At 62.9% G+C, this 13,598-nt stretch carries 13 protein-coding genes; 5 read left to right on the top strand and 8 right to left on the bottom strand.

Annotated features, from left to right (window positions below):
* Nucleotides 1–166 precede the first annotated feature (166 nt).
* Nucleotides 167–2,125 carry an acetoacetate--CoA ligase gene (locus SAZ10_RS25590; RefSeq protein ID WP_318612234.1) on the bottom strand — a complete coding sequence of 653 codons (1,959 nt, stop codon included), beginning with the start codon at nucleotides 2,123–2,125 and terminating at the stop codon, nucleotides 167–169.
* Nucleotides 2,126–2,442: 317 nt separating this feature from the next.
* Here SAZ10_RS25590 and SAZ10_RS25585 point away from each other — a divergent pair, with 317 nt between their 5' ends.
* Nucleotides 2,443–4,296, top strand: a complete 1,854-nt coding sequence (locus SAZ10_RS25585; RefSeq protein ID WP_318612233.1) for an AsmA-like C-terminal region-containing protein — start codon at nucleotides 2,443–2,445, stop codon at nucleotides 4,294–4,296.
* Nucleotides 4,297–4,357: 61 nt separating this feature from the next.
* Here SAZ10_RS25585 and SAZ10_RS25580 read toward each other — a convergent pair whose 3' ends face one another.
* The 6 genes from SAZ10_RS25580 to SAZ10_RS25555 form a co-directional block, all read right to left on the bottom strand.
* Nucleotides 4,358–5,179: an ABC transporter permease gene (locus SAZ10_RS25580; RefSeq protein WP_318612232.1), complete on the bottom strand. Its 822-nt coding sequence runs from the start codon at nucleotides 5,177–5,179 to the stop codon at nucleotides 4,358–4,360.
* A gap of 11 nt (nucleotides 5,180–5,190) precedes the next feature.
* A complete protein-coding gene (locus SAZ10_RS25575; RefSeq protein WP_318612230.1) occupies nucleotides 5,191–6,156 on the bottom strand; it encodes an ABC transporter permease subunit in 966 nt (321 codons plus the stop codon).
* A gap of 9 nt (nucleotides 6,157–6,165) precedes the next feature.
* A complete protein-coding gene (locus tag SAZ10_RS25570) occupies nucleotides 6,166–7,308 on the bottom strand; it encodes an ABC transporter ATP-binding protein (RefSeq protein ID WP_318612229.1) in 1,143 nt (380 codons plus the stop codon).
* 60 nt (nucleotides 7,309–7,368) lie between these two features.
* A complete protein-coding gene (locus SAZ10_RS25565; protein WP_318612228.1) occupies nucleotides 7,369–8,469 on the bottom strand; it encodes a polyamine ABC transporter substrate-binding protein in 1,101 nt (366 codons plus the stop codon).
* A 196-nt stretch (nucleotides 8,470–8,665) separates the two neighbouring features.
* Nucleotides 8,666–9,625 (bottom strand): DMT family transporter, encoded by a 960-nt coding sequence (locus tag SAZ10_RS25560; RefSeq protein WP_318612227.1) that lies wholly within the window; start codon nucleotides 9,623–9,625, stop codon nucleotides 8,666–8,668.
* A gap of 191 nt (nucleotides 9,626–9,816) precedes the next feature.
* Entirely contained in the window at nucleotides 9,817–9,969 is a 153-nt protein-coding gene (locus tag SAZ10_RS25555) for a hypothetical protein (RefSeq protein WP_318612226.1), read from the bottom strand.
* 89 nt (nucleotides 9,970–10,058) lie between these two features.
* Between SAZ10_RS25555 and SAZ10_RS25550 the strand changes: the two genes are divergently transcribed.
* The gene (locus tag SAZ10_RS25550; protein ID WP_318612225.1) at nucleotides 10,059–10,934 is read left to right on the top strand and encodes a LysR family transcriptional regulator; all 876 of its coding nucleotides are present in this window, start codon (nucleotides 10,059–10,061) and stop codon (nucleotides 10,932–10,934) included.
* A 161-nt stretch (nucleotides 10,935–11,095) separates the two neighbouring features.
* Nucleotides 11,096–12,073, top strand: a complete 978-nt coding sequence (locus SAZ10_RS25545) for an NADPH:quinone reductase (protein WP_318612224.1) — start codon at nucleotides 11,096–11,098, stop codon at nucleotides 12,071–12,073.
* Here the strand turns inward: SAZ10_RS25545 and SAZ10_RS25540 are convergent.
* Nucleotides 12,070–12,510 (bottom strand): MarR family winged helix-turn-helix transcriptional regulator, encoded by a 441-nt coding sequence (locus SAZ10_RS25540; RefSeq protein ID WP_318612223.1) that lies wholly within the window; start codon nucleotides 12,508–12,510, stop codon nucleotides 12,070–12,072. The genes SAZ10_RS25545 and SAZ10_RS25540 overlap by 4 nt on opposite strands.
* Nucleotides 12,511–12,606: 96 nt before the next feature.
* Between SAZ10_RS25540 and SAZ10_RS25535 the strand changes: the two genes are divergently transcribed.
* The gene (locus SAZ10_RS25535) at nucleotides 12,607–12,912 is read left to right on the top strand and encodes a Rieske (2Fe-2S) protein (protein WP_318612222.1); all 306 of its coding nucleotides are present in this window, start codon (nucleotides 12,607–12,609) and stop codon (nucleotides 12,910–12,912) included.
* Between the two features lies 1 nt (nucleotide 12,913).
* Nucleotides 12,914–13,597, top strand: a complete 684-nt coding sequence (locus SAZ10_RS25530; protein WP_318612221.1) for a glutathione S-transferase family protein — start codon at nucleotides 12,914–12,916, stop codon at nucleotides 13,595–13,597.
* Nucleotide 13,598: the final 1 nt, after the last annotated feature.

The raw sequence follows: 13,598 nt of genomic DNA, 5'->3' as shown, positions 1-13,598 counted from the left end.
ACTATCCGGGGCGGCGATTAACAACTTCTTACCAGGCAGCCGCAGAATTTACCGAAGTGTACCAACCCTGAAATCGAGGTAAATTTCGCGGGAAGGTTTGGTTAACCATGATGGCTGCCCACACTGCTCAGCCGGCACCCCTTCGACCGCCCCCAAAGTCCAAGCCTCAGCTCTTCAGCTCCGCAAGGTCACGGTAGAGCTCCAGCGCCTGCGGATTGGCGAGCGCCTCCTTGTTCTTCACCGCGCGGCCGTGCACGACGTCGCGCACGGCAAGCTCGGTGATCTTGCCGGACTTCGTGCGCGGGATGTCAGCGACTTCTATGATCCTGCCAGGCACATGGCGCGGGCTGGCACCGGTGCGGATCTGGGTTCTGATCTTCTGTTCGAGGGCGGCATCGAGCGAGACGCCGGGCTGAAGACGCACGAACAGCACCACGCGCACGTCACCATCCCAGTCCTGACCTATGCAGAGCGCCTCGGCGATCTCCGGCAGCTTCTCGACCTGGTTGTAAATTTCCGCCGTGCCGATGCGCACGCCGCCGGGATTGAGCGTGGCATCGGAACGGCCGTGAATGATTATGCCGCCATGCTCGGTCCATTCGGCGAAGTCGCCATGGCACCATACATTGTCGAAGCGCTCGAAATAGGCGCCGCGATACTTCCGGCCCTCGGGATCGTTCCAGAAGGCGATGGGCATGGAGGGGAATGCTTTGGTGCAGACGAGCTCGCCTTTTTCGCCGACCACCGGCTTGCCGTCGTCGTTCCAGACATCGACGGCCATACCGAGGCCCGCCCCCTGGATTTCCCCGACATAGACGGGTTCGGTCGGCACTCCGAGCACGAAGCAGGAGACGATGTCTGTGCCGCCCGAGATGGAGGCGAGGTGCACGTCCCTCTTCACGCTCTCGTAGATATAGCTGAATCCCTCGGGCGAGAGCGGTGAGCCGGTCGAGGAGATGGTGCGCACCGTGGAAAGATCGTGCGTCTCGACCGGCTTCAGCCCGGCCTTGCGGGCGGCGTCGATGAATTTTGCCGAGGTGCCGAAATGCGTCATCCTCTCCGCGTCGGCGTAATCGAACAGCACGTTGCCGTCCGGATGGAAGGGCGAGCCGTCATAGAGCAGCAGCGTCGCGCCGGAGGCCAGGGCCGAGGCCAGCCAGTTCCACATCATCCAGCCGCAGGTCGTGAAATAGAAGACGCGATCGCCGTCGCGGATGCCGGCATGCAGGCGGTGTTCCTTGACGTGCTGGAGCAAGGTGCCGCCCGCCGAATGCACGATGCATTTCGGCACGCCGGTCGTGCCCGACGAGAACAATATGTAAAGGGGATGGGAGAAAGGCAGGCGCTCGAAGGCGAGTTCCTTCGCTTCGAAGGGCGCGAGCGGATCCTCCAGGGCAGCCGCGCCGGGAATTGCAGTCGCAGCCTGGCGGGCGGTACCGAGATAGTCGACGATGAGCGTGCGCTTCAGCGACGGCAGCCGCGCCGCCACGTCCTTCACCTTGGCGGAAACGTCGTTCTGCTTGCCATTGTACCAGTAGCCGTCGCAAGCGATGAATATGACGGGCTCGATCTGACCGAAGCGGTCGAACACGCCCTCGACACCGAAATCCGGCGAGCAGGATGACCAGATCGCGCCGAGCGAAGCTGCCGCGAGCATGCCGGCAATGGCCTCCGGCATGTTGGGGAGCATGGCCGCTACGCGGTCACCCTGTTTCACGCCGAGCTCGGCGAAGAGCTGTTGCAGCTTGGAGACGAGCGCTCTGAGCTCGTCCCAGGAAAGCCGGCGGTCGACCTTGTCCTCGCCCTTGAAGACGATAGCGTCCGACGGCCCGGATTTGCGAAGCAGGTTTTCGGCGAAGTTCAGCCTTGCATCGGGGAAGAAGGAAGCGCCCGGCATCCTGTCGCCGTCGACCAGCGCGCGTTCGCCGCGTTCACCCGAGATGTCACAGAAATCCCATATCAGGTTCCAGAAGCCGGCACGGTCGTCGATCGACCAGCGGTGCAGTTCGCGATAGCCGGCAAAGGAGCGCCCCGCCCGCTTTGCAGCTTCACGCGAGAAGGCAGTCAACGCGGCCGATTCGACCGCTTCCGCCGAAGGCGCCCAGAGCTTGCCCGAACTGTCCATTGGTCCTCCTGAGCACGTTCCGCAAAATTGCCCTACCGGCTTTGTGATAACAATCTGCGGTCAATTGGAAATCCAAGCGAGCCATCGTGGGACATCCGCGATGCCTGCTTAGTCATTGGGGGAGCTACTGTTATCGCACGGCAGCAAAAGACACTATCGCCTGAAAATTGCGAGTACATCCAAAAAACGCCATTGACCGGCCATAATAGCTTGAAATGAGTTGAAATGATTCGTGAACGGTCTAAATCGCACAAGGCAGGGCTTGGCCGCGGCGCCATACCGTTCAGCGCAGCGCTCGGAGCATCATGCCGGCATCGATGATCAGAAAAAGCATATGGGGCCTGATCGCGGCCGCGATTGTTGCTGCGATGATCGTTGCAGTGCTGCCCCTCATCGCTTCCACGCGCATCGTCCAGGATCGTATCGCGCTGGAGATGAGCGCCTGGAGCGGCTATCGCGTCGAGCTTGGCGCCGCCCCTGACATCCAGATCTGGCCAAGTTTCAAGGCGGTTCTCAACGACGTAAGCCTGTCCGACTGGGAGGACTCGAGCCGCCGGCCCGTGCTCGATGCCGAAACCGTCGAGCTTGAGTTGTCGCCGATCGCGGCTCTGCGCGGCAACATCGTTTTCTCCAGGGCCAGCCTCGTCAGGCCGGTGCTCTATGTGACCCAGGTCGCGCCAAACCGCTACGCGCCCACCGCGCCGAAGATCGGCCGCATCTGGCACGCGATCGAAAAGGCGCGCGAAGTGCTCGCCAAGAATCCGACGAACCCGAACCTTTCAGCCCTGTCCGACGAATCTTTCGGCACGGTGGAGTTCAGCGACGGTCAGGTGATGGACCGCAACGGCGGCAACAACGCCGCGTTGATCACCGGTCTTGCCGGCGCAGTCGAATGGAGCGCTCTCAACAGCAAGGCCAGGCTGAGGGCGAACGGCGTCTGGCGGGGCGAGAATTTCTCGGTCGAGGCTGCGTCCGCGCAGCCGCTCATCCTTTTTGCGGGCGGCTCGGCGCCCGTCTCCGTCAATGTCAAGGCGGCCCCGGCCGCGGGACACTTCGACGGGGTCGCCAATCTTTCACAGAACTCCTTCTTCAACGGCCAGGTGGCCTTCAACTCGCCATCGCTGAGGCGCATGCTCGAATGGTCTCGCAACGACCTGCCGCCGGGGGCGGCTTCGGGGCCTGTCGCCCTGTCGGGCAAGATCACCGGCGACCGCAGGCGCCTTAGGCTCGAAGACGCCCAGATCACGCTCGACGGTAATCCGGCCTCCGGCGTGCTCGAACTGTCGCTGGCTGACGCGGTGCCCGGCTTCGTCGGCACGCTCGCTTTCGATCAGTTCGACCTGCGTGCCTTCCTGTCGGCTTTCACGCCTTTCGTGCCCGGCAGCGACGGCAGCCCCTCGACGATCGACGTCGCGTTCGCCGAGAAATACAATCTCGACCTGCGCCTCTCGGCGAATAGGGCTACTGCAGGCGACCTGGTCTTCACGGGTTTCGCCGCAACGGCGCAGGTCAGGGGCGACCTCGCTGCTTTCGACATCTCCGACTCCACCATATTCGGCGGCACGGTGCAGGCCGGCTTGCGCTACGACCGCAAGGGCGACAACGGCAACCTGGATGTCAGGCTGCTCGCCAGCGATGTCGACACCGCGGCTGCGGCCACGCTCGCCAAGTCGCTGCGCACCACGCCGTCAGGAAAGGCAACGGTGTCGCTCATGCTCAAAGGCCCCGCCCCCGATTGGAACAGATTCCTGCAAACGGCAGCCGGCTCGTTCTCGATGACCTTCGGGCCGGGCACGGTGAATGGCTTCGATATCGGCGACTTCATCAACCGCTTCAAGCAGGGCGGGTTCTTCCCGCTCGCAGATGTTGCCCCGAGTACGCTCAATGTCGACCGTGCCGAGGTCAGGGCAACGCTCGCCGACGGGACGGCGAGGCTCGAGAAAGCCGAAGCGACGCTTGGCCCGCGCCGGCTCACCTTGACCGGCGTAGTGCCTTACTCGGTCGGCGGGATCGCGCTCTCCGGTGCGCTCATTCCCGTGAAGGCGGCGGCCGACGATCCCAATGCGGCCGAGGCGTCGTTCTTCGTCGGCGGCTCATGGGCCGCGCCCTTCGTCTCGCCGATTTTCAGCGACACCTATTTCGACCGGCCGCGGATAGGGCAGAACGACTAGCCTGTTTTGCAGCATGATCTTATCCGAAAAGTCTGCAACTTTTCGGGATCATGCTGACGCCTCACGCGCCTCTCAGCGCCGCCTGCTCGTCTCTGATGCGCTGCGCCTCGCGCCGCTTGTTGGCGATCGAGGCGATGATGACGCCGATCGCCACAATGGCGACGAGGAGGGTGGAGACGGCGTTGATCTCCGGCGTCACGCCGAGGCGGACCTGGCTGTAGATTTTCATGGGCAGCGTCGTGGCACCGGGGCCGGAGGTGAAGCTTGCGATCACCAGATCGTCGAGCGAGAGGGTGAAGGCCAGCATCCAGCCGGACACCACGGCGGGCAGGATGACTGGCAGCGTGACCTGGAAGAAGGTCCGCAAAGGCGTCGCGCCAAGATCCATGGCCGCCTCTTCGAGCGAGCGGTCGAAGCTGAGCAGGCGCGACTGCACCACCACCGCGACGAAGCACATGGTGAAGGTGATGTGGGCAAGCGTCACAGTGAGGAAGCCGCGGTCGAGGCCCATGGCCACGAAGAGCAGGAGGAGCGACAGGCCAGTGATCACTTCGGGCATGACCAGCGGCGCGAAGACCATGCCTGAGAACAGCACCCGCCCGCGGAAGCGCGTGTAGCGGGTGAGCGTTATGGCGGCCATCGTGCCGAGAATGGTGGCGAAAGTCGCCGAGATCAGGCCGATTCTTGCCGTCACCCACGCAGCGTCCATGAGGCCCTTGTTGGAGAACATGGAGACGTACCATCGGGTGGAGAAGCCGCCCCACACCGTCACCAGCTTCGACGCGTTGAAGGAAAAGACGACGAGGATCACGATCGGCAAATAGAGGAACGCGAAGCCGAGCGTGACGGAGACGATATTGAAGCGGCTCCACTTTCCCATCATGGCTACTTGCCTCAGCCCTCCTGCGCTTTCGCCTGTGCCTGCTGATAGATGATGATCGGTACGGTGAGCACGAGCAGCAGGATGACGGCGACTGCCGAGGAGACCGGCCAGTCACGATTGGCGAAGAACTCGTTCCACAGTGTCCGGCCGATCATCAGCGTCTGGGAGCCGCCAAGCAGATCCGGAATGACGAATTCGCCGACCACCGGGATGAACACGAGCAGGCAGCCGGCGACCACGCCCGGCAGCGAGAGCGGGAAGGTGATCTTCCAGAAGGCAGAGGCCGGCGCGCAGCCGAGGTCCTGGGCGGCCTCGATCAGCGAATAATCCATCTTCTCCAGCGTCGAATAGAGCGGCAGCACCATGAACGGCAGGTAGGAATAGACGATGCCGATGAAGATCGCCGAGTAGGTGTTCATGATGATGAGGGGCTGGTCGATAATGTGCAGCGCCATCAGGAACTGGTTGAGCAGGCCCTCCGGCTTCAGGATTCCGATCCAGGCATAGACGCGGATCAGGAAGCTCGTCCAGAACGGCAGGATAACCAGCATCAGCAGGACGGGCCTGACCGCGGTGGGCGCGCGCGCCATGCCATAGGCAATGGGATAGCCGACGATGAGAGTGAGCACGGTCGAGATCGCAGCGATGACGAGGCTCGACACATAGGCTTTGAAATAGAGAGCGTCCTGGGTCAGCCAGACATAGTTGTCGAAAGACAGTTCGCTGAAGCTGTCCTTCAGCGCCTGCCAGCCTCCGGTCAGGTCGAACACCGGCGAGTAGGGCGGCATCGAGATCGCCGTCTGGGACAGCGATATCTTGAAGACGATGATGAAGGGAACGAGGAAGAAGACCAGCAGCCAGAGATAGGGAACGATGATCACCAATCGCCCAACGACGGCTGAGAGCGCCCTCGCGGCGAGTGGTTTCTCGCCCTGCCCCGCCGCTGCTTTGGTTTCCGCGATGGCCGCACCCGACATGAAACAGCCCTATCTCGTCAGGACCACGCCGGCATCCGACCGGAACGATATCCACGCCCGATCGTGCCAGGTCAGCGGGTCCTCGGTGACGCGCTGGCTGTTGACGACGCTGGTGCGGACCATGCGCCCGTCGTCCAGCCGCACGTGATAGAGGGTCATGTCGCCAAGATAGGCGATGTCCCAGATCTCGCCTTCGACGGCGTTGGCCGTGGCATCCTGCGGCCGCTTGGACGAGACCTTGATCTTCTCCGGCCGCACCGCGAACCAGACCGTGTTGCCGTTCCTGGCCTCGCCGACATTGTCTGCGCGAATGGTGAAGCCGTTGCCGCCGTCGATCGTGGCGCTGCCGTTCTCGCGCGCCATGAGCTTGCCTTCGAACATGTTCACGGAGCCGACGAAATCGGCGATGAAACGCGAAGCCGGCGCCTCGTAGATCTCGGCGGGCGTCGCCACCTGCATCACCATGCCCTTGTCCATGATGGCGATGCGGTCGGCCATGGTCATCGCCTCTTCCTGGTCGTGAGTGACGATGATGAAGGTCAGGCCGAGTTCCTGCTGCAGGTCCATGAGCTCGAACTGCGTCTGCTCGCGCAGCTTCTTGTCGAGCGCGCCGAGCGGCTCGTCGAGGAGCAGCACCTTGGGGCGCTTGGCGACGGAACGCGCCAGCGCAACACGCTGGCGCTGGCCACCCGAAAGCTGATGCGGCTTGCGCTTGGCGAAAGGCTCGAGCTTCACGAGCTCCAGCATCTCCTTGACGCGCTTCTCGATGTCAGGCTTCGGCATGCCTTCCTGCTTCAGGCCGAAGGCGATATTGGCTTCCACGGTCATATGCGGAAACAGTGCGTAGGACTGGAACATCATGTTGACCGGCCGCCTGTAGGGCGGGATGCCCTTCAGGTCCTGTCCGTCGAGCAGAATGCGGCCGGCAGTCGGCTCGTCGAAGCCGGCGAGCATCCTGAGAAGGGTGGACTTGCCGCAGCCCGACGCACCGAGGAGGGCAAAGAACTCGCGCTCATAGATCCCGAGCGAGAGGTCGTTGACGGCAGTGAAGTCACCGAACTTCTTCGTGACTTTATCGAAGGAGATGTAAGGCTTCGCCGCCGAATCGGTCCACGGCGCGAAGCTCCTGCGGATGCTGCCAAGCGATTGCATGTCCCTCGCCGCCTTTCCCCAAAGGACGAAGCCCGGGCGAATAATCGCCCAGGCCCTGGATCACTGGCCGGTGACGATCTTCGTCCAGGTCCGCGTGACGAGGCGCTGCGTCTTCGGGTCCAAGGGGGACACGGTGAACAGCTTCTGGAGCGTCGCCTCGTCCGGATAGATGGCCGGGTCGTCGAGGATCTCCTTGTCGATGAACTGCTGCGAGGCCTTGTTGCCGTTGGAGTAGAAGACGTAGTTGGTCGCCTTGGCCGCCACTTCGGGCTTCATCATATAGTTGATGAAAGCATGCGCCTCGTCGACATGCTTGGCATCGGCCGGGATCGCCATCTGGTCGAACCACATTTCCGCGCCCTCTTTCGGGATCGCGAAATCTATGGTCACGCCCTGATCGGCTTCGGCGGCACGGTCACGTGCCTGGAATACGTCGCCGGACCAGCCTATCGCGAGGCAGATGTCGCCGTTGGCCAGTGCGTTGATGTATTCCGACGAATGGAATTTGCGGATGTAGGGCCGCACCTTCATCAGCGCCTCTTCGGCCTTGGCGAGATCGTCCGGCGACTTGCTCTCGGGATCGAGCCCAAGATACTTCAGCGTGATCGGCAGGATGTCGGTCGGCGAATCCAGCACGTAGACGCCGCAGTCGGCGAGCTTCTTCAGCTTCTCGGGATCGAAGAAGACATCCCAGCTGTCGATCACTTCGACGCCGAGCGCGTCGGACACCTTCTTGGTGTTGTAGCCGAGGCCGACCGTGCCCCACATGTAATTGACGGAGTATTCGTTGCCCGGGTCGTACTTGGCGGTCCGCTCGGTAATGACGTCCCACATGTTGGAAAGGTTGGGAAGCTTCGACTTGTCGAGCTTCTGGTAGACGCCTGCCTCGATCTGCCGGGCCATGAAGGGGCTCGCCGTCGGCACGACCACATCATAACCGCTGCCGCCTGCCAGAAGCTTCGTTTCGAGGATTTCATTAGAGTCGTAGACGTCATAGGTGACCTTGATGCCGGTCTCCTTGGTGAAGTCCTCGATGATCGAGGGGTCGATATAATCCGACCAGTTGTAGACGTTGACGACCTTTTCCTGGGCATGGGCGGAAAAGGCGACAGTCGCAGCCAGCAGCGGCGCGGCCGAGAGCAAAAGCGCCTTACGAATCATGGAGTTCTCCTCTGTTTGTTGCACGTCCCGACTCGCACAGCGGTCCTTCGCGCAGCGGTCCTTCGCGGCCGGGTTTGACGCCAGCCTATTGGCCTTTTTTTGAAGCGACAAGCTCGAATTCCGCAGTGCGGCATTGCGCGCTGAAGGGCGTGATCGCGGGGGCTGACGCCAATCGGAAACAATGTCCCGCAACAGTCTAGTTCGGAGTGGGAATGCCGGTGGTCCCCGGCCGCGCGGGCCGCTGCTGGCGGCGGAACTCCAGCGCAAGGTGAACGATCAGGGCGACAAACACTACCGTGCCGCCCAGGATCGTGCGGCCCGAAGGAATCTCGTCATGGACCAGCCAAACCCAGATAGGCCCGAGCACCGGCTCCAGCGTGCCGAGCAGCGCGGCAAGTGCGGCCGGTATCAGCCGCGCGCCGGAGGCAAAGCATGCGAGCCCCAGCCCGAGATTGACCGCGCCGAAGACGAACAGGAAACCCGTATCGGGCGCTGAAACCCAGAGCGTCCCCGCCTGAGAGAGAGCGAAGAGAGCGGCGATGATTGTGCCGAGGCAGGTCGCCGGTGTCATGCGGACGTGAGAGTAGCGGCGGGTGATCACCGTCGCGGTGGCGATGGCGACCGCAATCAGCAGTGCTAGGCCGTCGCCGATCGGCGACACGTCGCCTTGGAAGGATTCCGACACCATGATCGCGACGCCGCAGATGACGGCCGCTATCGCCGCCCAGGTCGCCGGCCCGACGGACTCGCGAAACACCACCCAGGCGATCAGCGCTGCAATCAGCGGCACACCGGCCTGCATCAAAAGGATGTTGGCGACCGTCGTATAGGCCAGTGCGACGATGAATGACGTCGACGCAGTGGCGAAGCCCAGCGAAACCAGGATCCCTGGAATGCCCATGCCGGTGAAGAGCCCCACCATCCCGCGCCAGCCATTGCGCCACGCCATGAAGGCGATGAGGAAGGCCGCCGCCCAGACGGAGCGCCAGAACACGACAGTCCAGCTGTCGGGCGCCTCGATGAAGCGCGCGATGGTCCCGCCGAAGCTCCAGATTATCGCGGAAAGGCAGACGAGCACGATGCCGATCTTATCGGAGCGCTCGGAAGATGCAGCGGCCGCTGGCGACACTTCCTGTCTGGCGGTCGTCTCACTCATAATCCGGTGGCCGTCACGTCCCGATCGCCGCCGGGTGCCGGCGACTCTTTCAGTCTCGACTAATCAATGCCGCCTTTCCTGGCGTGATCCAGCCCCGCAATCCCGTTATGGCACATGGAAGCAAATAGCGAGTAGCGAGTAGGGGGCCCTATTCGCTATTCGCTACTCACTGTTCGCTCTCCTGCTCGGTTTCAGCGATACCGCCTCATGCCCGGCCAGAGCCAGGCACCCTCCCCGCCATAGAAGCCGCCGCGGTAAAATTCGTCGTCGCAAGCCGGCAGTTTGGGCCTGCGTCGCGCGATTTCGCTGTGCACAAGCGCCCAAACCATCAGGTGGTCCATCATGGCAGCACCTCCCGTGTTTTCGATTTCGCAAAGATAGCAAGCAACTTTCAGCCCTTGAACCGATCAAAAACGCGCCATATCGTTCAAAAATGAAAAACGCGGACTGGGAGGACTTGAAGCTCTTCATCCATGTGGCCCGGGGCGGAGGCCTATCTGCCGCGGCCGCGGAGCTCGGGCTCAGCCCGGCCACGATCGGGAGGCGCATGGTCGCGCTCGAGCGCGCGGTTGCCCGGCCTCTCTTCGTCAGGCGCCAGAGCGGCTACGATCTCACCGACGACGGCCGCACACTGCTTGGCAAGGTACTTGTCATGGAGGCCGGCGCGCGCCCGATCGAGGACTGGCTGGCGACAGGCGGACAGCGTTCGGCGGTTCGCATTTCGGCCGGCACATGGACGGCAAATTTCTTCGCAGAAAACTTCTCGCGCCTGTGGACGCCTGACGATCCCTTCCGGATCGCGTTCAAGACGACCGAGGCTCGGCTCGACATCGGCCACCGCGAGGTCGAGATCGGCATCCGCAACGGGCCGGCCGAAGGTGCCAACCTCGCCTCGCGCCGTACCGTGCCGGTCGCCTACGCGCCATTTCGGGCGCGCAACCAGGCCATGGCAGGACGGGACGACTGGGTGGCCATCGCGCCGCAGGACGCTATAACCAGATCGGCGCGATGGGTGAATTCGCGTTCGGACGTGACGATCAGCGCCTGGGCGAACACGCCGCGCACGCTTTACGACCTGATCCGCTCGGGAGTCGGAAAGAGCGTGCTGCCCTGCTTTGCCGGCGACCGGGATCCGCTGCTGGAGCGCGCCGGCGACGAGATCCCCGAGCTTCGCGAAGACCAGTGGCTGGTCATGCATAATGACGATCGCCATCGCCCCGACGTGCGGGCCGTGATCGACCGGATCGTCGCGCTCGTCACCGCGCATGCCGCGCTTTTTGCCGGCGAGAGGCCGATCGGCGAAGCGTGACACGAAGTTGGTATCCGACCGTCAACCACCCGTTAACTTGGAATACTTGCGATCGATAAACTTATTTAGGATTCAATAGCTTCGGAAGCGGCACCAGACCGGCGGGCAGCGCCGGCTCCGTTCCGCCGCTGCATAAAAAAGAAGATCGAGGAGGCTCGACTATGAAGGCAGCCTGGTATGAACGCAACGGCAAGGCGCGCGCGGTGCTGATGGTAGGCGAGATGGACGCGCCCGAGCCCGGCCCGGGAGAAGTGCGGGTCAAGGTGACGACATCCGGCGTGAATCCCTCGGATGTGAAGAGCCGACGCGGGCGCCCGCTGAACTGGCCGCGGATCATTCCGCACAGCGACGGCGCGGGCATAATCGAGTCCGTCGGCCAGGGCGTCGAGCACGGGCGGATCGGCGAGCGGGTCTGGCTCTGGAACGCGCAGTGGAAGCGGCCTTTCGGAACGGCCGCGGAATTCATCTGCCTGGCGGCAGACCAGGCGGTGACGCTGCCGGGTCGCGTGGATTCCCCCTCCGGGGCATGCCTCGGCATCCCGGCGCTGACCGCGCTGCAAGCGGTGCGTCTGCACGGTCCTATCGCCGGCAAGACGCTGCTTGTCACGGGCGCCGGCTCGGCAGTCGGCCACTATGTGACACAGATCGCCAAGCTGCGCGGCGCCCGCGTGATCGGCACGGCGTCGGCCGAGAAGGCCGACCATGCACGCAACGGCGGCGCCGACTTCGTCATCGATTACAAGAAGAAGGATGTCGCCAAGGTCGTAAAAGAGCTGACGCGCGACGAAGGGGTGGACGGCATCGTCGATATGGACTTCTCGACATCCGCGCATCTGATAGCCGAGAACGTCGTCAGGGCGCATGGCACCATCGTGTGCTACGGGTCGAACGTCGCCGGCGACATCCCGCTCTCGTTCCAGGCTATGCTGTGGAACAGCTATGCGCTCAAGCTGTTCCTGATCTACGAACTCAAGCCGGAGGATCGCCGCGCCGCGATCGAAGAGCTCACCGTCATGCTCAGGGACGGCAGCTTGAAGCACAGCATCGGCGCGCGCTTCCCGTTGCGCGACATCGCCGCCGCGCATGAAGCTGTCGAGGCCGGCAAGGTCGTCGGCAACGTCGTTCTGGATGTGGGTTAGAGCAACGGCTTCAGCAGCTCTGCCAGCCTGCCGGCATCGCCCTTGCCAAGCTTCGAGGCGAAGTTTTCGGCGACCGTCCTGCGATAGACACGCCACATACGCCTGATCAGCACCCTGCCGGCCTCCGTGATCTGCAGCACCTGTCCCCGACCATCCTCCGGATGCGGGATGCGCACGGCATAGCCCGCCCCTTCCAGGCGGTCGATCAGGCGCGAAACATTGTACTGCGGCAGGAGCATCTCCTTCTGAAGGTCGGCCGGACGCAGGCCCGCCTCCCCGGCCCGATGCAATTCGAGCAGTGCGTCATACCAGGCAAGCTGCGGCAGGCCGGCCGCCTTCAGTTCGCGCTCGACCACATCGAGGAGCCTGGTCGAGACTTTCAGGAGCCGCGCCCACGCGATGATCTCGAGTTCTTCGAGTTTTCTGTCTTCCGTCATGCTTTTGCCTCTACCATTTTCATGCAAGTGCATCAATCTTGACAATGCATGCAAGTGCATCTAATTTTTATGCGAATGCATTGATAGGAGATTCCCATGCGACATCGGCTTTGTGCGGAAAGCGACGTGCCGGAGAGCGGCAGCATCGTGCTGCCCTTCTTCGGGCGCGAGGTTCACGTCTACAGAAGCGGTGGCCGCATTCGGGTGGCGGCAAATGTCTGCGTACATTTCGGCGGGCCGCTGGAATGCAAGGACGGCTCGTTCGTCTGCCCCTGGCACGGCGCGAGCTACGATATGGACAGCGGCAGGGCGACAGGCGGCCCGGCGCGCAAGGATGCGCAGCTGATGTTCCTGTCGAGCCGGGTCGAGAACGGCGACGTCAACTATGTCTGGGGAGAGTGACATGCAGCCTTCGCTCACGCTTATCAGCCATCATCTCTGCCCCTATGTGCAGCGGGCCGCGATCGCGCTTGCCGAGAAGCAGGTCCCGTTCGAGCGGGTATGGATCGATCTCTCGGACAAGCCGAGCTGGTTCGGGAAAATATCACCGCTCGGCAAGGTGCCGGTGCTGGTCGTCAGGGATGCCAAGGGCCACGAGACCAGCATCTTCGAATCCGCCGTCATCCTGGAATATCTGGAGGAGACCACGGATTGTTCGCTGCATCCCGCCGAACCGCTCGAACGCGCCCGCCACCGCGGTTGGATCGAGTGCGGCTCGCAGGTGCTCAACGCGATCGGTCGCCTCTATTCGGCGACGGACGAGGCCGTATTCGAGAAGGAGCGCGTGGGAATCGACGCAATGTTTGCCAGGATCGAGGAGGAACTGACGGACGGCCCGTTCTTCTCCGGCAAGCGCTTCAGCCTCGTCGACGTCATCTTTGCGCCGGTGTTCCGATATTTTGACGCGTTCGACAGGCTAGGCCAGGTCGGAATGTTAGTCGGCAAACCGAAACTGACGGCATGGCGCAAGGCCCTTGCCGCGCGCCCCTCGGTGCGTTCGGCTGTCGTGGAGGATTTTCAAGAACGGCTGATGCGATTCCTGCAGGCGAAGGACGGCGTGCTGGTGAGAAGGCGGAAGGCAGCTTGAA

This window comes from Mesorhizobium sp. BAC0120 (assembly GCF_033542235.1).
Classification (GTDB): domain Bacteria; phylum Pseudomonadota; class Alphaproteobacteria; order Rhizobiales; family Rhizobiaceae; genus JAWRCU01.
The sequence above is the reverse complement of the archived record's forward strand: the minus strand, read 5'-3'. Positions and strand labels throughout refer to the sequence as shown.